This is a genomic window from Rhizobium sp. 01N424, from assembly GCF_056399485.1.
In genome coordinates this window covers 230,812-255,186 of sequence record NZ_JBFTRK010000005.1, presented here as the reverse complement: position 1 = coordinate 255,186, position 24,375 = coordinate 230,812, and the positions used below count along the sequence as shown (strand labels likewise).

Here is a 24,375-nt window from a genome sequence, read left to right as displayed (position 1 = left end):
AACCGAGGAAGGACATGATCACGCCCATCCCATCAGCTTCAGCACGAATGCAACAATGACGACCATGGCGAGCGACAGCGGAAGGAAGACCTTCCAGCCGAGGCGCATCAGCTGGTCATAGCGGTAGCGCGGCACGAAAGCCTTGACCATCGCGAACATGAAGAACACGAAGCACGACTTCAGCATGAACCAGATGATGCCCGGGACCCAATTGATCAGCCAGAAATCGACCGGAGGCAGCCAGCCGCCGAGGAACAGGATCGTCGTCAGCGAGCACATCAGGCAGATGGCAGCATATTCGCCGAGCATGAACATCATGTATGGCGAGGAGCCATATTCGACCATGAAGCCAGCAACCAGTTCCGATTCCGCTTCCGGAAGGTCGAAGGGCGGACGGTTGGTTTCAGCGAGCGCCGAGATGAAGAAGATGATGAACATCGGGAACAGCGACAGCCAGTGCCAGTCGAGGAACGAGCTGGGCAGGCCGAGCTTGGTGCCGAGACCGGTCTGCTGCGACATGACGATGTCGGTCAGGTTCAGCGAACCCACGCAGAGAAGAACGGTGACGATGACGAAGCCGATCGAGACTTCATACGAAACCATCTGCGCTGCCGAGCGGAGCGCGCCAAGGAACGGATACTTCGAGTTCGAAGCCCAGCCGCCCATGATGATGCCGTACACTTCGAGCGACGAGATCGCCAGAATATAGAGAATGCCGACATTGATGTTGGCGATGACCCAGCCGTTGGCGACCGGCACGACCGCCCAGGTCGACAGAGCCAGAAGCACGGTGACCAGCGGGGCCAGCAGGAAGACGACCTTGTTGGCGCCGGCCGGAATGACCGGCTCCTTGAAGACAAACTTCAAAAGGTCGGCGAAGGACTGGAAAAGACCGAAGGGACCAACCACATTGGGTCCACGGCGCAGCTGAACGGCAGCCCAGATCTTACGGTCGGCAAGCAGGATGTATGCGATGAAGACCAGCAGGCAGACAAGCATGAGCAGCGACTGACCGACCATGATGAGGCCAGGCAAGACATAAGTTGAAACAAACGATTCCATAGTCCCCTGCCCTTACTCTGCCGCGACTTTGAAGTTGTTGCGGGCCAATGCCGAGCACTCGGCCATGACAGCCGAGGCGCGCGCGATCGGGTTCGTCAAATAGAAGTCTTTGACCGGTGAAGCAAACCCGGATTTGTTCATCTTCCCGGCTTTTTTCGCAACTGCGGCAATTTTGGCGCTGTCGCTTTCGGCGATCTCGTCGACGGCTGCGAAATGCGGGAATGCCGCATAGAGCTTGCCGCGCAATTCGCCAAGCGAATCAAAGGGAAGCTTCTTGCCGAGCACGTCGGAAAGCGCACGCAGGATCGCCCAGTCTTCGCGGGCATCGCCCGGTGCGAAACCGGCGCGGTTGCCCATCTGGACGCGGCCTTCGGTGTTGACCCAGGTACCGGACTTTTCGGTATAAGCAGCAGCCGGAAGGATGACGTCGGCGTTATGCGCGCCCTGGTCGCCATGCGAGCCGATATAGACCGTGAACTTCGCTGCCTTCTTAGTGAAATCGAGTTCGTCTGCGCCCAGCAGGAAGAGCACGTCCATGGAGGACAGCATATCCGCGGCGTTGACGCCCTTAGCGCCCGGCACGAAGCCGAGGTCGAGGCCACCGACGCGGGCCGCTGCCGTGTGCAGGACTGCAAAACCGTTCCAGCCGTCGGCAACAGCACCGACCGTGCCTGCGAGCTTGGCAGCGCTGGCGAGGACACCGGCGCCATCAACACGCGAGAGAGCACCCTGGCCGATAATGATCAGCGGCTTCTTGGCATCAGCGAGAACCTTGGCGAAGGCGTGGTTGCCATCGACCAAATCCTTCAGCGTATCCGGGCCAGCGCCGAGATATTCGTAATCGTAGCGCATGTCGCCGGCTTCGCCGATCACACCGATCGGGAAACCGCCGCGGCGCCAGCGCTTGCGGATGCGGGCGTTGAGAACGGCCGCTTCGAAGCGCGGGTTGGCGCCGATGATCAACAGCGCGTCGGCTTCTTCGATGCCCTGAATGGTCGGGTTGAAGATGTAGCTTGCGCGGCCGAGCGACGGATCAAGTGCCGTCCCATCCTGGCGACAGTCGAGGTTCTCGGAACTGAGCGACTTTACCAGTTCCTGCAATGCGTACATTTCTTCGACCGTGGAGAGGTCGCCGGCAATCGCGCCGATCTTCTCGCCGTTCGTGCCAGCCACTGCCGTCTTGATGGCGCAGAAGGCTTCGGCCCAGGTTGCCGGCTGCAGGCGGCCGCTCTTGCGGACGTAAGGACGATCGAGGCGCTGCGTCTTCAGGCCGTCCCAGATGAAGCGGCTCTTGTCGGAGATCCACTCTTCGTTGATCTGGTCGTTGACGCGCGGCATGACGCGCATGACTTCGCGGCCGCGGGTATCGACGCGGATCGCCGAACCGAGCGCGTCCATGACGTCGATCGACTCAGTCTTGTTCAGTTCCCACGGCCGGGCCGTGAAGGCGAAAGGCTTGGAGGTCAGGGCGCCGACCGGGCAGAGGTCAACGACGTTGCCCTGCAACTCGGAGGTCATCGCCTGCTCGAGATAGGTGGTGATTTCGGCATCTTCGCCGCGGCCGATCAGGCCAAGCTCGGAGATACCGGCAACTTCCGTGGTGAAGCGGACGCAGCGCGTGCAGTGGATGCAGCGGTTCATGACCGTCTTGACGAGCGGTCCGATATACTTGTCTTCGACCGCGCGCTTGTCTTCCTGATAGCGCGAGGTGTCGATGCCGAAGGCCATCGCCTGGTCCTGCAGGTCGCACTCGCCGCCCTGGTCGCAGATCGGGCAATCTAGCGGATGGTTGATCAGCAGGAATTCCATCACGCCTTCGCGGGCCTTCTTGACCATCGGCGTGTTGGTGAAAACTTCAGGCAGTTCGCCGTTCGGGCCGCCGCGGATATCGCGCACACCCATGGCGCAGGAAGCCTGCGGCTTCGGCGGGCCACCCTTCACCTCGACGAGGCACATGCGGCAATTGCCGGCGACCGACAGCCGCTCATGGAAGCAGAAGCGCGGAACTTCAGCGCCGGCTTCCTCACACGCCTGGATGAGCGTGTAGTGATCCGGGACCTCGATCTCGTTGCCGTCAATCTTCAGTTTTGCCATCGTCACTCAAGTCCTGTTTCCCGTTCGCCGGATGGCGGCAAACAAACCTATTCTGCAACATGACCGCTGCCAGGCGGGATTTCGTCCCCGCAGGCATCGGCGTCGCCCAAATTGTCTTTCCCCGGCCCCGGGGAACCCGAGACCCGATCGGCCTGCCGTTAACGAGGCCCCTGCCCCGCCATGCCTGCCTTATTCCCTCCGGCCGCTTGGGTCAGCCGGAAAAATTCAGCTTCGCTTGCGGCCCTTCGCCGCGAGCGCCTTTGCCTGACCACGCCAGTCGTCGCGGGCGATCCGGCCATCAAAGCCGAGATCGGCGTCAACGCCTGCCGCTTCCGCATCGCTCCAGGCGGCAATCGCCGCAAAGGTACGGATGCCCCTGGCGTTCAGAACCTGCTCCAGCTTCGGACCAATGCCCGAAATCAGCTTCAGGTCGTCGGCCTTCTTGGCGCGGCTCACCGGCTTCTTCGCAACCTGGGCCTTGGGCTCCTCGGCCGCGACGATCGAGAGCTTCGCCTTGCGCACGGCCGCCGGACGGATGTTTTCCGGCTTGATGCGAACCTCTGGCTTTGCAGCCTGCGGCGGCGTTTCGTCGAGTGCCTCGGCAATCCGGCTGGTCGCCTCGAAGGCGCCCTGCAGCGCTCCGAAGAAGGCGCCGGCCATCTGTGTCGAGAAGCCGATGCCGACGGCGGTTGCCGCTGCCATCGCCGCGGCCGGATGGGCCATCAGCGGATGGATCGGCATTGCCTTGGCATTTTCCAGCATCTCGGCAGCAAGACGGCCGAAGTCAGCCGAGAAATCGGCTGCCCCTTCCTTGTCATTGCCGCCAGATGCCTTGGCCATCATTTACTCCGCAGCTTCCAGAACAGCGCCGTGATCCATGGCGCTTGCCGTGTACTGATCGATACGCGCTTCGATTTCCGGACGGAAATTGCGGATCAGACCCTGGACCGGCCATGCGGCAGCATCGCCAAGCGCACAGATGGTGTGGCCTTCGATCTGCTTGGTGACCTGGAACAGCATGTCGATTTCGCGCTTCTGGGCGTTGCCCTTAGCCATGCGCTCCATGACGCGCCACATCCAGCCGGTGCCTTCGCGGCACGGCGTGCACTGGCCGCAGCTCTCATGCTTGAAGAAGGCCGAGATACGGGCGATCGCCTTGATGACGTCGGTGGACTTGTCCATGACGATCGCGGCGGCCGTACCGAACGAGGAGCCGACGGCGCGAAGGCCATCGAAGTCCATCGGGCAGTCGATGATGTCCTTGGCCGGAACGATCGGGCACGATGCGCCGCCCGGAATGACGGCGAGCAGGTTGTCCCAGCCGCCGCGGATGCCGCCGGCGTGGCGATCGACGAGCTCACGGAAGGTGATGCCCATCTCTTCTTCGACGGTGCACGGCTTGTTGACGTGGCCCGAGAGCATGAACAGCTTGGTGCCGACATTGTTCGGACGGCCGATCGACGAGAACCAGCCGGCGCCGCGGCGCAGGATGGTCGGCGCAACGGCGATCGATTCGACGTTGTTGACGGTCGTCGGGCAGCCGTAGAGACCCATGTTTGCCGGGAACGGCGGCTTCAGGCGCGGCTGGCCCTTCTTGCCTTCCAGGCTTTCGAGCAGCGCGGTTTCTTCACCGCAGATATAGGCGCCAGCGCCGTGGTGGACGTAGATGTCCATCGGGTAGCCGAGCTTGTTGCTCTTGCCGAGCAGACCGGCGTCGTAGCATTCGTCGATCGCGGCCTGGAGGGCTTCACGCTCACGGATATATTCGCCGCGGACGTAGATATAGGCGGCGTTGGCGCCCATGGCGAAGCTGGCGATAACGCAGCCTTCAATCAGCGTATGCGGATCGTGGCGCATGATATCGCGGTCTTTGCAGGTGCCGGGTTCCGATTCGTCGGCATTGACGACGAGATAGTGCGGACGGCCGTCGGATTCCTTCGGCATGAAGGACCACTTGAGACCGGTCGGGAAGCCTGCGCCGCCACGTCCGCGAAGGCCGGAAGCCTTCATCTCGTTGATGATCCAGTCGCGGCCCTTTTCGAGGATCTGCTTGGTACCGTCCCAGTGGCCGCGGCTCATCGCGCCCTTCAGGGACTTGTCCTTGAGGCCGTAGATATTGGTAAAGATGCGGTCTTTATCTTGTAACATGCTTCACCTCTTACCGCGGCTTCTTGCCGAAGACCTTGATATATTCCGCTTCACCGCCCTTGGCGAGCGCCTTGGCCTGCTTGACCCAGTCGTCGCGCTCGATGCGGCCCTTGAAATTCAAGTATCCATCGACCCATTCGCGTTCAGCCTTCTTCCACGCGCCGACTTGCGCGAAGGTGAAGATGCCGAGTTCGTTCAAAATAGCTTCGATCTTCGGACCAACGCCGGAGATCAGCTTGAGATCGTCAGGCGCAGCAGGCTTTGCGATGCCGGCCGGACGGTTCTTGTCTTCCAGCGACGGCTTGGCAGCGGCCGGAGCAGCGGCGGCCTTGGCAGGCTTTTCAGCGGCAGCGGGTGCAGCCTCAGCAGCGGCGTTCTTCGCAGCAGCCTTCGGCGCCGTGACAGGCGTCTTCAGCGCGGCATTGGTCTCTGCATCGGTGCTCTTCGGACGCGCAGCTTCCGACGGCGGAACACTGACGGCATCGGCATCAGCCTTCTTCGCCGAGGTCTTTGCCTTGGCCTTCGGCTCTTCGGTCAGAAGCGAGGTCGGGCCACCTTCCGGCGACGAGAAGTGACGATCGATCTGCGGACCGGGCTTAACGCTCGCGCCGTTGCCGGCGTTGAACGTATCGATGATCTCTTCGAGACGCTCAGGCGTCAGATCTTCGTAGGTGTCCTTGCCAATCATGATCATCGGCGCGTTGACGCAGGCCCCGAGACACTCGACCTCTTCCCAGGACAGTGTGCCCTCGGCGTTGCGCTCGAACGGGTGCTGGTGGATCTTGCTGCGGCAGACGCCCATCAGCTTTTCCGAACCGCGCAGCATGCAGGGCGTGGTGCCACAAACCTGAACATGGGCGCGCGTACCGACGGGACCCAGCTGGAACTGTGTGTAGAAGGTCGCGACCTCGAGGACGCGGATATAGGCCATGTCAAGCATGTCGGCGACCTTTTCGATCGCCGCCCGCGTGACCCAACCGTCCTGCTCCTGCGCTCGCATCAGCAGCGGAATGACCGCGGACTGCTGACGGCCTGCGGGATATTTCTGGATCGTCTTATCCGCCCAGACCGCGTTTTCGTCATTGAAGGCGAATGCGGCAGGCTGGAATTGATCTTCGGCTAGTCGACGAACGGACATTCTTCCTCACGCCTTGTCAGTTTAGGGTCCCACACCGCGAGGCCGTCAAAGACTGCATCTCACAAGCGTAGGCCGACTGGTCTTTCTGCAAAAACACTACGAATTTCTTGCCGTTCGGAACGGCGGCCTTGATCTGGTAGCCCTTGGAAACGAGCTCCCCGATCGTGGCCTGACCGCTTGGCGGCGTTATCTCTTCCGCACCGAGCTTCGGGCCGAATCCCTGCGTATTGTCCTGGGCGAAGGCCGAGGAGGCAACGAGGAGCGCAGCGGCCGATAGCACGATGAGCTTCATCAGCGGTCAACCTCACCGAAGACGATGTCGAGCGAACCGAGAACGGCTGCGACGTCGGCCAGCTGGTGGCCGCGGCACATGAAGTCCATCGCCTGAAGGTGGGCATAGCCCGGGGCGCGGATCTTGCAGCGGTACGGCTTGTTGCTGCCATCGGACACCACGTAGACGCCGAACTCGCCCTTCGGCGCTTCGACAGCGGCGTAAACTTCGCCGGCCGGTACGTGATAGCCTTCAGTATAGAGCTTGAAGTGGTGAATCAGCGCTTCCATCGAGCGCTTCATCTGTCCACGCTTCGGCGGCACGACCTTGCCGTCAACGGACGAGAACGGACCGGTCTTCGCGTCGGAAAGCAGGCGATTGACGCATTGCTTCATAATGCGGACCGATTCGCGCATTTCGATCATGCGGATCAGGTAGCGGTCGTAGCAGTCGCCGTTCTTGCCGATCGGGATATCGAATTCGAGATCGGAATAGCATTCGTAGGGCTGCGAACGGCGCAGGTCCCAGGCAGCACCCGAACCGCGCACCATGACGCCCGAGAAACCCCAGGCCCAGCAATCTTCCAGCGAGACGACGCCGATATCGACGTTACGCTGCTTGAAGATGCGGTTGCCGGTGAGCAGATCATCGATGTCATCGAGCTTGCCCGGGAACTGGTCGCACCACTTGCCGATATCCTCGACGAGATCTTCCGGCAGATCCTGGTGGACGCCGCCCGGACGGAAATAGGCAGCGTGCATGCGCGCGCCGCAGGCACGCTCATAGAACACCATCAGCTTCTCGCGCTCTTCGAAGCCCCAGAGCGGCGGCGTCAGCGCGCCGACGTCCATCGCCTGCGTCGTGACGTTCAGCAGATGCGAGAGGATACGGCCGATTTCCGAGTAGAGAACGCGGATCAGCTGGCCGCGGATCGGAATATCGATGCCGAGCAGCTTTTCGACTGCCAGGGCATAGGCATGCTCCTGGTTCATCGGCGCGACGTAATCGAGACGGTCGAAATACGGAACGGCCTGCAGATAGGTCTTGGTCTCGATCAGCTTCTCGGTGCCGCGGTGCAGCAGGCCGATATGCGGGTCGACACGCTCCACAATTTCGCCGTCAAGCTCCAGGACAAGACGAAGAACGCCGTGCGCCGCCGGATGCTGCGGTCCGAAATTGATGTTGAAGTTGCGGACGTTATGTTCGGTCATGGCGATCGGGCTCGCGTTCTCAGATAATCAGCAGCTGGCGGGGATTTCCCACCAGCCACTATCAAAATTTACTGCTTCGCTTTTTCGTCGCCCGGCAGCACATAATCCGTGCCTTCCCATGGCGACATGAAGTCGAAGTTGCGGAATTCCTGCTTCAGCTCCACCGGCTCGTAAACGACGCGCTTGGCGGCGTCGTCATAGCGGACTTCGACGAAACCGGTCGTCGGGAAGTCCTTGCGCAGCGGGTGACCTTCGAAACCGTAGTCGGTCAGGATGCGGCGCAGATCCGGATGGCCGGTGAAGAGAACGCCGTACATGTCCCAAGTCTCGCGCTCGAACCAGTCGGCGCCCGGATAAACGGCGCAGGCCGAGGGGACCGGCGTGTCCTCGTCGGTCGCGACCTTGATGCGGATACGCAGGTTCTGCTTCGGAGACAGAAGGTGATAGACGACATCGAACCGCAGCTCGCGCTGCGGCCAGTCGACGCCGCAGATATCGATCATGTTGACGAAGCCGCACTTGGCATCGTCACGCAGGAACGTCAGCAGCGCGATCAGGTTTTCACCCGTCGTCGTCAGGGTCAATTCGCCGAACTTCAGCTGCGACGCGGCAACCAGGTTGCCACGCGCTTCCGAGATATAGGACGACAGCTCAGTGAGGGCTTCGCTCATATGTCTTGTCCTTAACCCTTACCGCTCGATCGTGCCGGTGCGCCGGATCTTCTTCTGCAGCAGGAGCACGCCGTAAAGCAGAGCCTCTGCCGTGGGGGGACAGCCCGGCACGTAGATGTCGATCGGCACGACGCGGTCGCAGCCGCGAACAACCGAATAGGAATAGTGATAGTAGCCGCCGCCGTTTGCGCAGGAGCCCATCGAGATGACGTAACGCGGCTCGGGCATCTGGTCATAGACCTTGCGGAGCGCAGGCGCCATCTTGTTGGTCAGCGTACCGGCGACGATCATGACGTCGGACTGGCGGGGCGAAGCGCGCGGCGCAAAGCCGAAGCGCTCGACGTCGTAACGCGGCATCGACAACTGCATCATTTCGACGGCGCAGCAGGCGAGACCGAAGGTCATCCACATCAACGATCCGGTACGGGCCCAGTTGATCAGCTCGTCGGTCGAGGTGACGAGAAAGCCCTTGTCGGCGAGCTCATTGTTGATTTCGCCGAAGAAGGCGTCATTGGCGCCGATCGGCTTGCCGGTCGAGGGATCGATGATCCCCTTCGGGGCCTGAGAAACGAGCGGCTGATTGCCGGCTGGGGTCACTCCCATTCCAGGGCTCCCTTCTTCCATTCATAGATAAAGCCGATGGTCAGCACGAAGAGGAAGACCATCATGGACCAGAAGCCGAACCAGCCGATGGCGCCGAAGGAAACGGCCCAAGGAAAGAGGAAGGCGACTTCGAGGTCGAAGATGATGAAGAGAATCGACACGAGATAGAAGCGGATGTCGAACTTCATGCGGGCATCGTCGAAGGCATTGAAACCGCATTCGTAAGCAGAGAGCTTTTCCGAATCAGGCGCCTTGAAGGCAACGGCGAACGGCGCAATCAGAAGGGCCAGGCCGATAACGAGAGCGATACCAATGAAAATAGCGATCGGAATGTAATTACCGAGCAGTTCAGTCATCATGTTCATCCCTGCTTGCCGGCTGCGCCGGGCGGCGCAATGGGCAAATGCCCGGCAAGCGAACGTGCGTTGCAACAAGCCGTGGTTAGCGCAGGCTGAGCCACGGCGCAAGACTTTTAGAAGACCAATTCAAGCTACGATGATGCGACATTATCAAGCAGATGCAACGATGTCGCGACAAATCCGCTTAGGTTGCGGAAGGCTGCATGGCAGCCCACGAAATTCTGCATGGCTTGGAGGAGAAAATGGCGCGAGTGACGGGGCTCGAACCCGCGACCTCCGGCGTGACAGGCCGGCACTCTAACCGACTGAGCTACACCCGCGCATTGCGGAGGCGATGACCGGAATGTGCCTTTCAGCACTTGCTTTGAAATGGCGCGAGTGACGGGGCTCGAACCCGCGACCTCCGGCGTGACAGGCCGGCACTCTAACCAACTGAGCTACACCCGCATTCATTTCAAGCAATCCGGAGGCTTTCGCTTCCTTACCGAGGCGGGCTCGCCGCTTCGATGAGCGGCTAACTAAGGGGTTCGCATTTGAGTGTCAAGCAGGTTTGGAGACAAATCCATGACAGCACGGAAATTGTTTTGGATGCAGCGCGCAAGTGTCTGAAAGTTCGCGCGAAGCAGACGCCGCGCGGGGCCTTCTCGCACCGATCCCTATATAGAGATCCGCCCGGCGTTACCCGCCCACGTACTCCTCTTCCCTTTTCCACAAGCCGAAAAGCCTGCGTTGCCGCGCCCTTTCCAAAAAAATCAAAAAATCTTCACAAACACTCTTGCGGTTTTTTCCCGATCCGCATAGATCACGGCCACCGACGCGGCGGGCCGAACAGGCTTCGTGACGCGAGGGCGATTAGCTCAGTTGGTAGAGCGCCTCGTTTACACCGAGGATGTCGGGAGTTCGAGTCTCTCATCGCCCACCATTCTTTTTCCAATAAAATCTCAGATATTTGATCGCGCATCGTGGCTCCGATGTTGGCGCTCCTGCGTCTTTCGGCTACTTGGCAGTCAGTGAAATGGAATTGCCCCGGATAAGGCGAGAATCATGAAGACACGCGAAGAACGGCAGGCGCAGCGTGCGGCGATGCCGCGGACCCAGCTTTCGGCCCACCATATGGAGAATGCCAGGCTTCTTCCGGATCGCGGCGAGCTGCTCTATCGCATTCCGAATGGCGGAATCGGGGTCGAGGTGGGCGTTGCCTTCGGCGAATACACCGCCGAGATCATCGAGAAGAATCGGCCGTCCCAGCTTTTCCTCATCGATCCCTGGGGGATGGACCGCTATAGCTCCGGCCTGCACGACGTCCACACGAAGTTCGAGGCCGAAATCGCCTCTGGTCAGGTCAAGCTGATGCAGGGTACCTCGCTGGAGAAGCTGGCCGAATTCGAGGACTGGTTTCTCGACTGGGCCTATATCGACACCGACCATTCCTTCGAGCTCACCTGGCAGGAATTGCTGCTTTGCGAGAAGAAAGTGAAGCGGACGGGGCGGATTGCCGGGCATGATTTCTGCACCGGGAATACGGTCAAGCCGATCGTCTATGGCGTCGTCGAGGCGGTCACCAAGTTCTGCAAGGATTACGGCTGGCAGTTCGAGTTCCTGACCGTCGAATCACATGCGCATTTTTCCTACTGCCTGAAGCGGCTCTGACGCCGCGCGGCGATCGGCAGACCGCCGATCGCCCACTTCCGCCTAGGCCTGGCGCGAGACGGTCCAGCTCTTTCCTGCATATTGATTGTCGCTGACATGCTCCATCCAATCGACCGGGGAACCGTTCAGCGCCTCCTGGATGGCGATGTGGCTCATCGCCGTGTCGGGTGCTGCACCATGCCAATGCTTTTCGCCGGGCTCGAACCAGACGACGTCGCCAGTGCGGATTTCGCGGATGTCCTGTCCCCAGACCTGTACCAGGCCTCGTCCCGAGGTCACGATCAGCGTCTGTCCGAGCGGATGTGTATGCCAAGCCGTGCGGGCGCCCGGTTCGAAGGTGACGGTGGCGGCGCGCACCCGCGCCGGATCCGGGCCTTCGACGATCGGATCGAGGCGGACGGTGCCGGTGAAATAGTCGGCGGATGGCCTGGTCGAGGGCCGCGACCCGGCCTGCTTGATATCCATTTTGATTCTCCTGCGATTGATCCGGTGCGTTAGCCGAAACGTAGGTCAGGAACAGGCTGATTTGAAGTGGAGGAAGACCATGCGCCGCACAGGTCTCATCATTATCGCCGCCATGCTTGCCATCGTCGCCCTGCCGCACCTGGCAAGCGCGCGCGATTTCGCGCTCGAGGATTTCTTTGCCGGCAGAAGCGTGGCCGATGGCGAGTTCAAGGCGATCAACGGCGTCGATCGCAAGTTCCGCGTGGCGCTCACCGGCCGCTGGAACGGAAAGCGGCTCACGCTTCGCGAAGACTTTGTCTACGCGGATGGCGTTCGCGAGCGCAAAACCTGGCGATTCGTCAAAACGGCGCCCGGCCGCTACAGCGGCACCCGGGAGGATGTCGTTGGTCCCGCGGAGGTTACCGTCAAGGGCGACGTGGCGCGCTACAGCTATCTCGTCGACATCGCGCCGGGGCCGAACCAGAACATCGTGCGCTTCCACGACACGATCCGGCGCCAGCCTGACGGCACGCTGTTGAATACCGCCTGGGTCAGCAAATTCGGCTTCCCGGTCGCCACCGTCCGCGTGACCTTCTCGAAGAAGTGACGCCCTGCCCTATCTCCCTTGCGGTCGCACGCTTGCCGCCATTTGCGGCGGCTGCTAGTTGCGATGCAGTTTCATCACGAGGGAGATTTCCATGAAAGAACATAGTTTCGGCCGCATGCCGTTTTCGGTCACCAATGTCGGCTTCGGTGCCTGGCAGATCGGCGGTTCCTGGGGCGATGTCAGCGAGGCTGACGGGCGCGCGGCGCTGAACGCGGCGCTCGATGCCGGCATGACCTTCATCGACACCGCAGACGTCTATGGCGACGGCCGCTCGGAAAAGATCGTCGCCGACGTCTTGAAGAGCCGCGGCGGCAAACGGCCGATGGTCGCCACCAAGGCCGGCCGCCGCCTCAACCCGCATGTCGCCGACGGTTACACCAAGGCCAATCTCGAAGGCTTCATTGATCGCAGCCTGAAGAATCTCGAAGTCGAGAGCCTCGACCTCGTGCAGCTGCACTGCCCGCCGACGGAAGTGCTCTACCGCGCCGAAGTCTTCGAAGGTCTGAACGAGCTGCAGAAGGCAGGCAAGATCAAGGGTTACGGCGTCAGCGTCGAGAAGGTCGAGGAAGCACTGAAGGCGATCGAATTCCCCGGCGTCGAAAGCATCCAGATCATCTACAACATCTTCCGCCAGCGTCCTGATCACCTGTTCTTCCAGGAAGCCCGCCGCAAGAATGTCGCGGTCATCGCCCGCGTACCGCTGGCCAGCGGCCTGCTGTCCGGCAAGATCACCCGCGACACCAAGTTCGCCAGCGACGACCACCGCAATTTCAACCGCAACGGCGAAGCCTTCGATGTCGGCGAGACCTTCGCCGGCGTTCCCTTCGAGGTTGGCCTGCAGGCTGTGGAGGAAGTGCGCAAGCTGGTGCCCGAGGGTGCCACGATGGCGGCCTTCGCACTGCGCTGGATCCTGATGCATGAGGCAGTCACCGTAGTCATCCCCGGCGCGCGCAATGGCGAGCAGGCCAAGGCCAATGCCGAGGCTGCCAGCCTTGCGCCGATTTCGCATGACGTGATGGCGGCGACACGCGAGATCTACGAGCGGCTGATCGCACCGCATGTGCATCACCGCTGGTAGGGTTTGAGTATATTGGAATGAGAGACGGCCGGGTTATTGCCCGGCCGTTTTTGTTTGGCACTCCATCTTCCTCCCTCATTCCTGTGCTCGTCACAGGAATCCAGCCGACGCGCGTCTGCGCGGCGAGAGGAGTCCCTTCGGCCCAAGGACTTGGGCCAGCTGGATCTCTGTGACGAGCACAGAGATGAGGGCGTTTGTGGTTGCCGCCGTCTTCGCTCTCACTGCCCACACGCATGTATCAGCCCAAAGAGCAAAAAAGCCGGGCTCTCGCCCGGCCTTCCTAATCTCATCCAGCTATCGCCAGCTCAGTTCGTGCCGACCAGGTTGACCGGGAAAAACAGGGTCTCGCCGGAGGAGTCGCTGACGCCGTCGTTGTCGGTGACGGCGTAGGGCTTGCCCGAGGCGTCGAAGGCGAAGCCTTCGAGCTTGTCGAGGACGTAGCCGTTGGTCGCCGTCTTCAGTTCGTCGAGGAAGTCATGGGCTTCCGTCTTCTTGACGACTGGCAGCTCGCCGCCAAGCTTGGCGGGCTTCAGGTCGGAGATGGCGACCTTGTAGAGCTTCTTCAGCTTGGCAGCATCGCCGACGAGGTTGTCGCGCTCGATGATGTAGACGCTGTCGCCGTGAGCGGAGATTTCAGAAAGACCGACCCAGCCGTTTTCAGACTTGTCGAGCGGGTAGCGAACGGCGCCCCATTCCTTACTCTTCGGATTGTAGGAGACGAGCTTGACGAAGCCCTTCTTGTCGTCCTTCCACTCGCGCTGAACGGCCATCCACAGTGTTACGTCGTCGCCGGAGCCGACGATCGTCACGCCTTCGAAGCCGTAGCGGATCTCGTTATCCGTCAATTCCTTCGGCAGCGCGATCTCTTCCTTGATCTCGCCCTTCGGGTTGACGTGGTAGAGAGCGTGCGGCGTGAGCTTCTCGCTGTTGCCTTCGGAGGCCAGCCAGAACCAGCCCTTGGCATCGACGGCGATGCCTTCGATGTCGAGCTTCTGGGCAGCCGCACCATCGCGCTTGACTGTCAGCGCGTCAGTGATGAGAGCGGGCTTCTTCGTGGCGTCGATCGTGTAGATCGTCGGCTGATTGCCGAGAACGCTGTCGGAAACCGCAAAGAGCTGGCCAGCCTTTTCAGGAACGGCTGCAAGGCCGGAGAGGGCCGCGAAACCGATCGGGTTGCCGTCCTTCTCCGCCGAGACGATCTGCGGATAGGTCTTCTCGCCTTCACCACGCTCGTAGATCATGACGTGCGAACGCGGGCCGCCATCTTCGCCGAGATCGACTTCGTTGGCGGTGGCAAACAGGTTGCGGCTCGGGATGGCGACTGCGCCCTCAGGCGAAACGCCCGACGGCAGGATCTGCAGGAGTTCCGGATCAGCGCCGGTGTCCTTGAAGACGCCGACGACGGAGGCGCGCTCGGCGAGCAGGAAGAACAGCTGGTCGTCGCCGAATTTGGCAGCTTCCAGACCTTCAGGCTCGACGCCCTTCGAGGAGGAGCGTCCCTCCGGATAGTGGCCGAGATGGGCAACGGCGCGCTCGAAGGACGCGCCCGATTCGTAGGGAACCTTGCCCGTCTTGTCGAAGATGGTGAAGCCGCGCGAGCCGCCTTCATAGTCGCCTTCGTTGGCAACGACGAGACGGTTGTCGTCCAGCCACTTGACGGCGTCGGGCTCGCGAAGGACGCCCTTCGCTTCGCCGGTGAACTTCAGCTGGCCGTCCTTCTTGGTGTCGATACCAGAGAGATCGGTGCTGCCGGCGGTGAAATGCGTCTTCACGGTGCCGGTCTTGCCGTCGATGATGACGATTTCGTTGTTTTCCTGCAGCGTCAGGGCGATCTCGTCCTGGCTGTTGAAGGAGACGAATTCGGGCTCCGGATCCTCAGGCGCAACAGCCGAGAGACCCGTCAGCGTGACATGCTTGATGGTGCCGCAATCGACGGCGCCGGCCTTGATTTCGAAGATCACCAGATCGCCTGCCGGCATCTGCGGAATCTTGCCGTCGTTGACGTCTTCGTCACGCTCGTTCTCGATGGCGATGGTGCCGAGCGTCTTGTCCTTGTTGAGGGCGATCGAGTCCGGCTGACCGCCGAGGTCGCAGGTATTCTCGATCTTCTTGGTGGCAACGTCGACGATCGCCAGACGGCCCGACGGCTTGGTCTTGCTTTCGCTGGTGTTGACGGCGACGAGCGCCTTGCCAGCCGTCGAAGTAACCGACGTCGGTTCACCGTCCATCATCAGCGCGCCCAGGGCCTTCGGGGCCTTGGCGTCGGTGATATCGACGAAGCCGATCGCGCCGAGCGGGCTGTCGCTGTAGACAAGCGTGTTGCCGTCATCGGTAGCGGTGATGATTTCGGCAGAGGTCGTCGAAAGCTTGTCCTTGCCTTCCGGCAGGTTCGAGGCGACCGGAAAAGATGCGATGCGGTTGAAAACAGGCTCGGCGGCTGCCGGAAAGGCAACAGAAGCCAGAAGCACGGCAGCGAGCGCTGCCTTGCGCGATGAAATAGTCATGAAATCCCCCATGCGTCGAAAAATCGAAACATGGGGGTTTTGAGGGAAGCGGATGACAGAGGGATGACAGGCGATGCGTTTTGCACCGCTTTGCATCAAGCCCCTGCCCGCTCGCGTCTGATCTCGTTGCGCATGATGAACAGCGAGGCCGTCAAGATCAGCGCTGCACCAAGCCAGAGATAACCTGCCGGCGCATAACCGAAGAACAGCCAGCCCGCGAGCACATTGAGCGGCAGCTTCAGATCGTCGAAGGGCTGAACGTAGGCGGCATCCGCCACCGTATAGGCGAGCGTCAGCAGATATTGCGCAAAGACCGTCAGCAGACCTGCAAAGACGAAGAGCGCGAGGGTGAAACCCTCAGGCAACTCGAAGCCAGCGGCAGCGGCAAGCACGCCATTGATCGGTGTCAGCAGCACCAGCAGCCAGACAGTGATCGTTTCGGGCTTCTCAATGCCGGTCAGGCTCTTGGTGATCAGCGACGAGGCGCCCCAGAAGAGCGCCGAGAGGATCGGCAGCAGGGCGGCCCAGGTGAAGGCATCCGACCAGGGCCGCAGGATGATCATCGCGCCGGCGAAACCGGCGGCGGTGGCTGCCCAGCGCGCCGGGCCGACACGCTCGCCGAGAAACAGGCGGGCACCGAGAATGATGAAGAATGGCGAGGTCATGACCAGCGCGATCGCCTGCCAGATAGGCACCGAAGCGAGGCCGGAGACCCAGGCCTCGACGCCGAGTGCGGCGAGCGCTACGCGAACGATATGGCGCCAAGGATAGGCGGTGCGCATCGCCGACAGACCAGTGCGCTTCAGAAACGGCAGCGAGAAGACCAGCGCAAAGGCATATTGCCAGAAGGCGGCGGACGCAGCGGAGAAACCCATCTTCATCGTCACCCATTGGGTGACGACATTCAGAATGGAAAAGGCGATGCCCGCCAGCACCATGAAGGCGGCACCGGCCATCGCACGCGACGAGGAAAAGCTGAGGGAAGTCTGATTCATGTCTTTCATCCAGAAAGGGACCAACACAAATCAGGACGCATGAGCGCAGGACGGCTGCCGGGCAGACCCTGCCCCGCATACGGCTCGCGATCATTCTCTTTCATCCGGACTATACCGTCGGCTCCGGAATCGCACCGGATCTGCTGACCCCTGCCCCTTTGGGACAAAGCGCTCGCGGGCTTGGGCCGAAACCCTTACCGCCGGTGGGGACTTTCACCCCGCCCTGAGAACAACCGATCCGTAGTTCAAAGGTCTTCCGCCTGCAAGCCGTCCGAAATGCAAAAAGGGTCCGGCTATCGCCGAACCCTTCAAAACTTCGCCTGCCGGTCTCGTTATCCGGCGGCCAAGCAAAACCGGATTAGCCGTTTACGGCATCCTTCAGGCCCTTGCCGGGCGTGAACTTCGGCACGTTGCGAGCCGGAATATTGACTTCAGCGCCGGTGGACGGATTGCGGCCCTTGGTGGCAGCGCGATGAGAAACGGTGAAGCTGCCGAAGCCGGCGAGACGTACGTCACCCTTGCTCTTCAGTTCGCCCTGGACAACGTCGAAAACAGCGTCGACAGCAGAGGCAGCGTCTGCCTTGGTCAGGCCAGCTTTTTCAGCAACTGCGGACACGAGTTCATTCTTGTTCATGTTTCCACCCCTTTCAATGGTTTGAAACGACTCAATCTGTAAGCCAGGCACAGAATAGGTTTCATCAGGCCCGCCGCAACCCAAAAGCCCTGCAAATCAAGGAAAAGCAAGCACCTCCATAAGGTTTTCACAAAAAAGGCTGGCGATTTACGCCAGCCTTTTCGGGGATTTGCAGCAATTTGACATAAATGTGGCGAATGCCGCTCAATGAGCGATGCCAGCACCTGTGTCGTCAAGGCCTTCGACCGTTGCGATGACCGGCGTTTCAACCGTTCCATCCCACTCGATCGGCTCCGGCCTGCGGATCAGAGCATGCTTGATCACCTCGCCCATGCGGGATACCGGGATGATCTCCATGTTGTTCTTCACGTTATCCGGAATCTCCGCCAGATCCTTGGCGTTCTCTTCCGGAATAAGCACCTTCTTGATGCCGCCGCGAAGCGCTGCGAGCAGCTTTTCCTTCAGACCGCCGATCGGCAGGACACGGCCGCGCAGGGTGATTTCACCCGTCATCGCCACGTTCTTGTCGACCGGAATACCGGTCATGATCGAGACGATCGCGGTTGCCATCGCAACACCGGCCGACGGGCCATCCTTCGGCGTCGCACCCTCAGGCACGTGGACGTGAATGTCCGACTTGTCGAAGCGCGGGGGCTCGATGCCGAAATCGACGGCGCGTGAGCGGACGTAGGATGCAGCAGCCGAAATCGACTCCTTCATCACTTCCTTCAGATTGCCGGTGACCGTCATGCGGCCCTTGCCCGGCATCATCACGCCTTCGATCGTCAGCAGTTCGCCGCCGACCTCGGTCCATGCGAGACCGGTGACAACACCGACCTGATCTTCGCGTTCGGCTTCACCATGGCGGAAGCGCGGAACACCCAGATAGGTGTCGATGTTTTCAGCCGTGACATGAACCGACTTCGTCTTGCCCTTGATGATCTCGGTGACCGCCTTGCGGGCGAGCTTCATCAGTTCGCGTTCGAAGTTACGAACACCGGCTTCGCGGGTGTACTGCTGGCTGATCGCCATCAGGGCATCGTCGCTGACCGAGAATTCCTGCGGCTGCAGCGCATGTTCCTTGATGGCCTTCGGCAGCAGGTGCCGCTTGGCGATTTCGCGCTTCTCGTCTTCGGTGTATCCGGCGATACGGATGACTTCCATGCGGTCCATCAGGGGCGCAGGGATATTCAGCGTGTTCGCCGTGGTGATGAACATCACATCCGAAAGGTCGTATTCGACTTCCAGATAGTGGTCCATGAAGGTCGAGTTCTGCGCCGGATCGAGCACTTCGAGCAGAGCCGAAGACGGATCGCCGCGGAAATCCTGGCCCATCTTGTCGATTTCATCGAGCAGGAAGAGCGGGTTGGACTTCTTCGCCTTCTTCATCGACTGGATGACCTTGCCGGGCATCGAGCCGATATAGGTGCGGCGGTGACCGCGGATTTCAGCTTCGTCACGAACGCCGCCGAGCGCCATGCGCACGTATTCGCGGCCGGTCGCCTTGGCGATCGACTGGGCGAGCGAGGTCTTGCCGACGCCCGGAGGGCCGACGAGGCACAGGATCGGACCCTTGATCTTGGTGGCACGGGCCTGCACGGCCAGATACTCGACGATGCGTTCCTTGACCTTGTCGAGACCGAAGTGATCGGCTTCGAGGATCTTCTCGGCATTGTTGAGATCGGACTTGATCTTCGACTTCTTGCCCCAGGGAATGCCGAGCAACCAGTCCAGATAATTGCGCACGACGGTGGCTTCGGCCGACATCGGGCTCATCTGGCGCAGCTTCTTCAGCTCGGCGTCAGCCTTTTCCTTGGCTTCCTTGGAAAGCTTGGTCTTGGAGATGCGCTCTTCCAGTTCGGCCATCTCGTCGCGGCCTTCCTCGCCGTCGCCAAGCTCCTTCTGGATCGCCTTCATCTGTTCGTTCAGATAGTATTCGCGCTGGGTCTTCTCCATCTGGCGCTTGACGCGCGAGCGGATGCGCTTCTCGACCTGGAGAACCGAAATCTCACCTTCCATGAAGCCGAGCGCCTTTTCGAGGCGAGCCTTGACGCTGGTGGTTTCCAGCATCTCCTGCTTCTCGGTGATCTTGATCGACAGATGCGATGCGACCGTATCGGCAAGCTTCGAGTAGTCGTCGATCTGGCTGGCGGCGCCAACGACTTCAGGAGAGATCTTCTTGTTGAGCTTCACGTAGCTCTCGAATTCCGAGACGACGGAGCGCGACAGCGCTTCCAGCTCGACCGGATCGTCATGCGGCTCTTCGAGCACATGGCCGAGGGCTTCGTAGAAATCTTCGCGGGCCGTATAGGCGTCGATCTCGGCGCGGGCGCGGCCTTCGACCAGAACCTTGACGGTGCCATCGGGGAGCTTCAGCAGCTGCAAAACATTGGCCACGGTGCCGACATTGTGGATCGCGGACGGATCCGGATCGTCGTCGCTGGCGTTGATCTGGGTTACGAGCATGATCTGCTTGTCGGAGCCCATGACTTCTTCAAGCGCACGGATCGACTTCTCGCGGCCGACGAACAGCGGCACGATCATATGTGGGAAGACTACGATGTCGCGCAGGGGCAAAACAGGATAGGCAACACTGCTCGCTACAGACGTTTTCTTCGTCATTTCTTATTCCTTTCCATCGTCCCGTTTCCGGGCTCTCTGGCGCGGCCGCTTGGGACCCGGCCGGCACTCTCACTTGAGTTACAAGTGGAGGTTCTTCTTACCCTTTTCAAGCCACGCCAACGCTCGCGCTCCCTGCTTGTGACAGACTTATTACAAAGGAACGCCCACACTATGACGCGTGTAACTGTAGTGGCGCTTACCAATTCCGAACCGGCTAAAATACTGGGCCGGAAAACACGCTACGGAATCATTCCATCATTGCCGGGGACGCAGCATTCCGCAACGTCAGGAACAGCGTTTTCAAGCTTCTTCTGCAATAATTAACAGGAGGGCTCCCGGTTCACAAAATAGAAAGGGGCTCGCCGCAGGCAAGCCCCTAAATCTAACCATGCCGTCTACGACTATCAGGCAGAAGCGTTGGCCTTCTCGTCCTGACGGTCAGCGTAGATGTAGAGCGGGCGGGCCGAGCCGCGCGCCACTTCCTCGGAGATGACCACTTCGCGGACACCTTCCAGCGCCGGCAGTTCGAACATCGTGTCGAGCAGGATCTTTTCCATGATCGAGCGGAGGCCGCGGGCGCCGGTCTTGCGGACGATCGCCTTGCGGGCGATTTCGCGAAGGGCGTCCTCGTGGAAGGTGAGTTCCACGTCTTCCATCTCGAACAGGCGCTGATACTGCTTGATGAGCGCGTTCTTCGGCTCCGACAGGATCTGGATCAGCGCGTCCTCATCGAGGTCTTCGAGCGTTGCCAGAACCGGCAGACGGCCGATGAACTCGGGGATCAGGCCGAACTTGACCAGATCCTCGGGCTCGAGCTCGCGCAGCACTTCGCCGACGCGGCGGTCATCCTGCGCCTTGACACTGGCGCCGAAGCCGATCGAGGTCTTCTCGCCACGGGCGGAGATGATCTTGTCGAGGCCGGCGAAAGCGCCACCACAGATGAACAGGATGTTCGTCGTATCGACCTGCAGGAACTCCTGCTGAGGATGCTTGCGGCCGCCCTGCGGCGGTACCGAGGCAACGGTGCCTTCCATGATCTTCAGAAGCGCCTGCTGAACGCCCTCGCCCGACACGTCGCGGGTGATCGAAGGATTGTCCGACTTGCGGGAAATCTTGTCGACTTCGTCGATATAGACGATACCGCGCTGAGCGCGCTCGACATTGTAGTCGGCAGACTGCAGCAGCTTCAGGATGATGTTTTCGACGTCTTCACCGACATAGCCGGCTTCGGTCAGCGTCGTCGCATCGGCCATCGTGAAGGGAACGTCGATGATGCGGGCGAGCGTCTGGGCAAGATAGGTCTTGCCGCAGCCGGTCGGGCCGACCAGCATGATGTTCGACTTCGCCAGTTCGATTTCGCCGTTCTTGGTCGCATGCGCGAGGCGCTTGTAATGGTTGTGAACGGCGACCGACAGGATCTTCTTCGCCTGGCGCTGGCCGATGACGTATTCGTCGAGAACCTTGATGATGTCCTGGGGCGTCGGAACGCCGTCGCGGGACTTGACCATCGAGGACTTGTTCTCCTCGCGAATGATGTCCATGCACAATTCGACGCATTCATCGCAGATGAACACCGTCGGTCCGGCAATCAGCTTCCGGACTTCGTGCTGGCTCTTTCCGCAGAAGGAGCAGTACAGGGTATTTTTGGAGTCGCCGCCGTTGCTGCCGCTGACCTTGCTCATTTCACTTTCCTTCCAGCACGCCGCATTTCAAAGGTGAAATCGCGGTCCACTCAATGGCCCGCCAGCCCGCTCCGCCACCAGAGCATCAGCCGGCCTAGCTTCAAGGGGTAAGAACCGGAACCCAACCAAACACGCTCAAGTTCCGGCGGCAACGAATTCCCCTCGAATGCCGAATGCTATGTCATGAAAATTCAACATAGCATTAATACTTACTCTTAGCGTGTCCGCTCCGGGATTAAACCCCTTGTTCAATCACAATTGGGATAGAACTGTGGCAGCGAAAACACCATCCCAATTAATCACTATGCCGCAGCATCGCCTTCCATCTCGGTGCGCGACGTCAGAACCTTGTCGACGACGCCCCATTCGCGGGCTTCGTCAGCGGTCATGAAGTGATCGCGATCGAGCGTCTTTTCGACTTCCTCGTAGGAGCGGCCGGTATGCTTGACATAAACCTCGTTCAGGCGGCGCTTCATCTTCAGGATGTCGCGTGCATGGCGCTCGATATCCGAAGCCTGGCCCTGGAAACCGCCGGACGGCTGGTGAACCATGATGCGGGCGTTTGGCGTTGCGAAGCGCATGTCCTTGTCACCGGCGCAGAGCAACAACGAACCCATCGAAGCGGCCTGGCCGATGCAAAGCGTCGAAACGGCAGGCTTGATGAACTGCATCGTGTCGTAGATCGCCATGCCGGCGGTGACGACGCCACCTGGCGAATTGATGTAAAGCGCGATTTCCTTCTTCGGGTTTTCGGCCTCGAGGAAGAGAAGCTGGGCGCAGACGAGCGTCGCCATGTGATCCTCGACAGGACCTGTCAGGAAGATGATGCGTTCCTTCAGCAGGCGGGAGTAGATGTCGTAGGAGCGTTCACCGCGATTGGTCTGTTCAACAACCATCGGCACGAGGGCCATAGCGGTATCGACTGGATTTCTCATGTGCGTCCTTTGTCAACGTCTTGCCGGCCGGGCCGGGAATCAAAGAAAAATGCCTTATCCCTACATAGAGTGTCCCTGCCCTCTACTTCAAGACACGCATAAGGATAACGTTAAGAAGCAAGGGGACCGGTGGAAAAGCCTTGTGCTGCGATGTAGCGTCTATCTGCGAATTGCCGCTTAACGGCGAGTGACCTGCAAGCACCCGCACAGCTTTTCTCAGCGACAGGATGAAGGGAAGCTTAATCCATCGGCAAGTGCTTTCAAACGTTTACCCTTTGCAAAGCCTAACCGCGAATATCGCGTGCCGCCGATCTCCCGATTAATCAACTGGCGAAGATTGGCGGATGAGTATGCCCCTGACTTCAAGGGGTATTGCCGTGTTTAGTGTTACGACAGGATTGGCGATCTGGTGCTCGGAGGCCATGACGCTCGCTTTGCTGCTGCTGATGGCCTGGCGCCATAATACGCGCAACAAGGCCTATCTGCTGTGGAGCTTCGGCTTTCTTCTCAGCGGCGCAGGCTTTGCCATGGTGGCGCTGCGCGGTGAAATCCCGAATATTCTCTCGATCGAAGGCGGCAATGCCGTGGCACTGGCCGGGCAAAGCGCCTGGGTCGCCGGTTTCATGGCGCTCGACCGACGGAAGATCGAGTGGTGGGCGCTGCTGCCGCCGGCGATCTGGCTGGCCGGCGTCTTCCTGCCATGGGTCGGCGGCGACGACGGCAACCGCGTCATCCTCTATAATCTGGCCTCGGCCACGGGTGCGACCGCGCTCGCCATGGCGGTTGCCACCGGCAACATGCGCCAGGAAAGAACGCGCAACAAGCTGGCAGCCGTCTTCGTCATCCAGGGCGTGTTCTGCTTTGCCGTTGCACTGATGATGGCGCTGACCTTGCCAACCGATGCTCAGGCCACCAATTACGGCGGCGTGGCAGCAATGGTGAGCGCCTTCCTGCTGACGATCGCCTTTGCACTGACCTGCCGCATGATCATGGAACGCTCTGAAAGGCATTTGCGCGTGTTGAGCCTCACGGATTCGCTGACCGGCGTCTGGAACCGTCGCGGCCTGTTTGCCCGCTTCGGCGCCATCCAGGAAAAAGCCTTCGACGAAAAGCGCCAGGTGGCAGTGCTGCTCTTCGACCTCGACCATTTCAAGCGCGTCAACGACCGCTTCGGCCATCAGGCAGGCGACGCCGTGCTCTCGGCTTTCGCGCTGTCGGCCCGCCAGTTCGTGCCAAACCACGTCTTCGGCCGCATGGGCGGCGAGGAATTCGCCGCCTTCGCAACAGTTGCCGACCAGACGGAAGCCGAGGCGCTGGCCGAGTCGATCCGCACCGAGTTCTGCCGCCTGCCGATCTCGACCGGCGAAGCGATCGTTCCGGCGACCGTCAGCATCGGCGTAGCGATCGCCTCGCCGATCGAGGCCAATGTCGACAAGATGATCTCGGCCGCTGACCGGGCGCTCTATGCCGCCAAGGGCGCCGGACGCAATTGCAGCGTCATCTTCGGCGAGAAGGACACGGCTGCCCCGCCGCCGGCGAAGATGGACCAGAATGCTGGCGAACTGGTTCCAACCGTCGACGATCAGGTCGAGGCACTGCGCCGGATGGGCTCGCTTTCCCGCGCCGGTTGACGCAGCCGAATTGATGCATCTTTTCGAGGCCTGGCA

21 protein-coding genes, 3 tRNA genes and 1 riboswitch are annotated in these 24,375 nt (G+C 60.6%); of the genes, 5 read left to right on the top strand and 19 right to left on the bottom strand.

Annotation, left to right across the window (positions count from 1 at the left end):
- Positions 1-18 precede the first annotated feature (18 nt).
- The 12 genes from nuoH to AC1DNK_RS15970 all read right to left on the bottom strand — a co-directional run bounded on the left by nuoH (position 19) and on the right by AC1DNK_RS15970 (position 10,004).
- Positions 19-1,062, bottom strand: coding sequence for an NADH-quinone oxidoreductase subunit NuoH (gene nuoH, locus AC1DNK_RS16025; RefSeq protein ID WP_112389678.1), 1,044 nt, complete (start codon positions 1,060-1,062; stop codon positions 19-21).
- A 12-nt stretch (positions 1,063-1,074) separates the two neighbouring features.
- The gene (gene nuoG / locus AC1DNK_RS16020; RefSeq protein ID WP_477942093.1) at positions 1,075-3,156 is read right to left on the bottom strand and encodes an NADH-quinone oxidoreductase subunit NuoG; all 2,082 of its coding nucleotides are present in this window, start codon (positions 3,154-3,156) and stop codon (positions 1,075-1,077) included.
- A 225-nt stretch (positions 3,157-3,381) separates the two neighbouring features.
- On the bottom strand, positions 3,382-3,999 hold the full coding sequence (locus AC1DNK_RS16015; RefSeq protein WP_477942092.1) for a 5' DNA nuclease: 618 nt from the start codon (positions 3,997-3,999) through the stop codon (positions 3,382-3,384).
- Complete coding sequence (gene nuoF, locus AC1DNK_RS16010) at positions 4,000-5,304, bottom strand: NADH-quinone oxidoreductase subunit NuoF (protein WP_112389675.1); 1,305 nt, start codon at positions 5,302-5,304, stop codon at positions 4,000-4,002.
- A gap of 10 nt (positions 5,305-5,314) precedes the next feature.
- Positions 5,315-6,442, bottom strand: a complete 1,128-nt coding sequence (locus AC1DNK_RS16005) for an NADH-quinone oxidoreductase subunit E (RefSeq protein WP_477942091.1) — start codon at positions 6,440-6,442, stop codon at positions 5,315-5,317.
- Positions 6,443-6,458: 16 nt separating this feature from the next.
- On the bottom strand, positions 6,459-6,734 hold the full coding sequence (locus AC1DNK_RS16000) for a hypothetical protein (protein ID WP_477942089.1): 276 nt from the start codon (positions 6,732-6,734) through the stop codon (positions 6,459-6,461).
- Positions 6,734-7,924, bottom strand: coding sequence for an NADH-quinone oxidoreductase subunit D (locus tag AC1DNK_RS15995; protein WP_477942088.1), 1,191 nt, complete (start codon positions 7,922-7,924; stop codon positions 6,734-6,736). Before AC1DNK_RS15995 ends, AC1DNK_RS16000 begins: the two co-directional genes overlap by 1 nt.
- Before the next feature lie 68 nt (positions 7,925-7,992).
- Positions 7,993-8,595, bottom strand: a complete 603-nt coding sequence (locus tag AC1DNK_RS15990; RefSeq protein WP_112389671.1) for an NADH-quinone oxidoreductase subunit C — start codon at positions 8,593-8,595, stop codon at positions 7,993-7,995.
- Between the two features lie 18 nt (positions 8,596-8,613).
- Positions 8,614-9,198, bottom strand: a complete 585-nt coding sequence (locus AC1DNK_RS15985; protein WP_112389670.1) for a NuoB/complex I 20 kDa subunit family protein — start codon at positions 9,196-9,198, stop codon at positions 8,614-8,616.
- Entirely contained in the window at positions 9,189-9,554 is a 366-nt protein-coding gene (locus AC1DNK_RS15980; RefSeq protein WP_112389750.1) for an NADH-quinone oxidoreductase subunit A, read from the bottom strand. Before AC1DNK_RS15980 ends, AC1DNK_RS15985 begins: the two co-directional genes overlap by 10 nt.
- Before the next feature lie 246 nt (positions 9,555-9,800).
- Positions 9,801-9,877: transfer RNA gene (locus tag AC1DNK_RS15975), tRNA-Asp, on the bottom strand.
- Positions 9,878-9,927: 50 nt separating this feature from the next.
- A tRNA-Asp gene (locus tag AC1DNK_RS15970) sits at positions 9,928-10,004 on the bottom strand.
- Positions 10,005-10,403: 399 nt separating this feature from the next.
- Between AC1DNK_RS15970 and AC1DNK_RS15965 the strand changes: the two genes are divergently transcribed.
- A tRNA-Val gene (locus AC1DNK_RS15965) sits at positions 10,404-10,479 on the top strand.
- Between the two features lie 122 nt (positions 10,480-10,601).
- Positions 10,602-11,207, top strand: coding sequence for a class I SAM-dependent methyltransferase (locus AC1DNK_RS15960; protein ID WP_477942087.1), 606 nt, complete (start codon positions 10,602-10,604; stop codon positions 11,205-11,207).
- A 42-nt stretch (positions 11,208-11,249) separates the two neighbouring features.
- Here AC1DNK_RS15960 and AC1DNK_RS15955 read toward each other — a convergent pair whose 3' ends face one another.
- The gene (locus tag AC1DNK_RS15955; protein WP_477942085.1) at positions 11,250-11,672 is read right to left on the bottom strand and encodes a (R)-mandelonitrile lyase; all 423 of its coding nucleotides are present in this window, start codon (positions 11,670-11,672) and stop codon (positions 11,250-11,252) included.
- A gap of 79 nt (positions 11,673-11,751) precedes the next feature.
- Here AC1DNK_RS15955 and AC1DNK_RS15950 point away from each other — a divergent pair, with 79 nt between their 5' ends.
- Both AC1DNK_RS15950 and AC1DNK_RS15945 read left to right on the top strand, forming a co-directional pair.
- The gene (locus tag AC1DNK_RS15950; RefSeq protein WP_477942084.1) at positions 11,752-12,258 is read left to right on the top strand and encodes a DUF3833 family protein; all 507 of its coding nucleotides are present in this window, start codon (positions 11,752-11,754) and stop codon (positions 12,256-12,258) included.
- A 91-nt stretch (positions 12,259-12,349) separates the two neighbouring features.
- Positions 12,350-13,336: an aldo/keto reductase gene (locus AC1DNK_RS15945; protein WP_477942081.1), complete on the top strand. Its 987-nt coding sequence runs from the start codon at positions 12,350-12,352 to the stop codon at positions 13,334-13,336.
- Positions 13,337-13,641: 305 nt separating this feature from the next.
- Here the strand turns inward: AC1DNK_RS15945 and AC1DNK_RS15940 are convergent, their stop codons facing one another.
- From AC1DNK_RS15940 to clpP, 6 genes are all read right to left on the bottom strand, one after another.
- Positions 13,642-15,852, bottom strand: coding sequence for an esterase-like activity of phytase family protein (locus tag AC1DNK_RS15940; protein ID WP_477942080.1), 2,211 nt, complete (start codon positions 15,850-15,852; stop codon positions 13,642-13,644).
- Positions 15,853-15,935: 83 nt separating this feature from the next.
- Positions 15,936-16,844, bottom strand: coding sequence for a DMT family transporter (locus AC1DNK_RS15935; protein WP_477942079.1), 909 nt, complete (start codon positions 16,842-16,844; stop codon positions 15,936-15,938).
- Positions 16,845-16,923: 79 nt separating this feature from the next.
- Positions 16,924-17,070, bottom strand: a riboswitch (FMN riboswitch).
- Between the two features lie 123 nt (positions 17,071-17,193).
- A complete protein-coding gene (gene hupB / locus AC1DNK_RS15930; protein WP_112389664.1) occupies positions 17,194-17,469 on the bottom strand; it encodes a DNA-binding protein HupB in 276 nt (91 codons plus the stop codon).
- A 204-nt stretch (positions 17,470-17,673) separates the two neighbouring features.
- Positions 17,674-20,091, bottom strand: coding sequence for an endopeptidase La (gene lon / locus AC1DNK_RS15925; RefSeq protein ID WP_112389663.1), 2,418 nt, complete (start codon positions 20,089-20,091; stop codon positions 17,674-17,676).
- Positions 20,092-20,495: 404 nt separating this feature from the next.
- Positions 20,496-21,773 carry an ATP-dependent Clp protease ATP-binding subunit ClpX gene (gene clpX / locus AC1DNK_RS15920; RefSeq protein WP_112389662.1) on the bottom strand — a complete coding sequence of 426 codons (1,278 nt, stop codon included), beginning with the start codon at positions 21,771-21,773 and terminating at the stop codon, positions 20,496-20,498.
- Between the two features lie 302 nt (positions 21,774-22,075).
- On the bottom strand, positions 22,076-22,708 hold the full coding sequence (gene clpP, locus AC1DNK_RS15915; protein WP_112389661.1) for an ATP-dependent Clp endopeptidase proteolytic subunit ClpP: 633 nt from the start codon (positions 22,706-22,708) through the stop codon (positions 22,076-22,078).
- Positions 22,709-23,085: 377 nt separating this feature from the next.
- Between clpP and AC1DNK_RS15910 the strand changes: the two genes are divergently transcribed.
- Positions 23,086-24,339: a GGDEF domain-containing protein gene (locus tag AC1DNK_RS15910; RefSeq protein WP_477942078.1), complete on the top strand. Its 1,254-nt coding sequence runs from the start codon at positions 23,086-23,088 to the stop codon at positions 24,337-24,339.
- The last annotated feature ends 36 nt before the right edge of the window (positions 24,340-24,375 follow it).

Excerpts from the sequence above, each read along its gene's own strand:
- AC1DNK_RS15985 (WP_112389670.1), bottom strand. The coding sequence starts at position 9,198 with ATGGGAGTGACCCCAGCCGGCAATCAGCCGCTCGTTTCTCAGGCCCCG.
- AC1DNK_RS15935 (WP_477942079.1), bottom strand. The coding sequence starts at position 16,844 with ATGAAAGACATGAATCAGACTTCCCTCAGCTTTTCCTCGTCGCGTGCG.
- clpX (WP_112389662.1), bottom strand. The coding sequence starts at position 21,773 with ATGAGCAAGGTCAGCGGCAGCAACGGCGGCGACTCCAAAAATACCCTG.
- lon (WP_112389663.1), bottom strand. The coding sequence starts at position 20,091 with ATGACGAAGAAAACGTCTGTAGCGAGCAGTGTTGCCTATCCTGTTTTG.
- AC1DNK_RS15980 (WP_112389750.1), bottom strand. The coding sequence starts at position 9,554 with ATGACTGAACTGCTCGGTAATTACATTCCGATCGCTATTTTCATTGGT.
- AC1DNK_RS15960 (WP_477942087.1), top strand. The coding sequence starts at position 10,602 with ATGAAGACACGCGAAGAACGGCAGGCGCAGCGTGCGGCGATGCCGCGG.
- AC1DNK_RS15945 (WP_477942081.1), top strand. The coding sequence starts at position 12,350 with ATGAAAGAACATAGTTTCGGCCGCATGCCGTTTTCGGTCACCAATGTC.
- AC1DNK_RS15955 (WP_477942085.1), bottom strand. The coding sequence starts at position 11,672 with ATGGATATCAAGCAGGCCGGGTCGCGGCCCTCGACCAGGCCATCCGCC.
- hupB (WP_112389664.1), bottom strand. The coding sequence starts at position 17,469 with ATGAACAAGAATGAACTCGTGTCCGCAGTTGCTGAAAAAGCTGGCCTG.
- AC1DNK_RS16005 (WP_477942091.1), bottom strand. The coding sequence starts at position 6,442 with ATGTCCGTTCGTCGACTAGCCGAAGATCAATTCCAGCCTGCCGCATTC.
- AC1DNK_RS16000 (WP_477942089.1), bottom strand. The coding sequence starts at position 6,734 with ATGAAGCTCATCGTGCTATCGGCCGCTGCGCTCCTCGTTGCCTCCTCG.
- AC1DNK_RS15950 (WP_477942084.1), top strand. The coding sequence starts at position 11,752 with ATGCGCCGCACAGGTCTCATCATTATCGCCGCCATGCTTGCCATCGTC.
- AC1DNK_RS15990 (WP_112389671.1), bottom strand. The coding sequence starts at position 8,595 with ATGAGCGAAGCCCTCACTGAGCTGTCGTCCTATATCTCGGAAGCGCGT.
- nuoH (WP_112389678.1), bottom strand. The coding sequence starts at position 1,062 with ATGGAATCGTTTGTTTCAACTTATGTCTTGCCTGGCCTCATCATGGTC.
- AC1DNK_RS15940 (WP_477942080.1), bottom strand. The coding sequence starts at position 15,852 with ATGGGGGATTTCATGACTATTTCATCGCGCAAGGCAGCGCTCGCTGCC.
- nuoF (WP_112389675.1), bottom strand. The coding sequence starts at position 5,304 with ATGTTACAAGATAAAGACCGCATCTTTACCAATATCTACGGCCTCAAG.
- nuoG (WP_477942093.1), bottom strand. The coding sequence starts at position 3,156 with ATGGCAAAACTGAAGATTGACGGCAACGAGATCGAGGTCCCGGATCAC.
- AC1DNK_RS16015 (WP_477942092.1), bottom strand. The coding sequence starts at position 3,999 with ATGATGGCCAAGGCATCTGGCGGCAATGACAAGGAAGGGGCAGCCGAT.
- clpP (WP_112389661.1), bottom strand. The coding sequence starts at position 22,708 with ATGAGAAATCCAGTCGATACCGCTATGGCCCTCGTGCCGATGGTTGTT.
- AC1DNK_RS15995 (WP_477942088.1), bottom strand. The coding sequence starts at position 7,924 with ATGACCGAACATAACGTCCGCAACTTCAACATCAATTTCGGACCGCAG.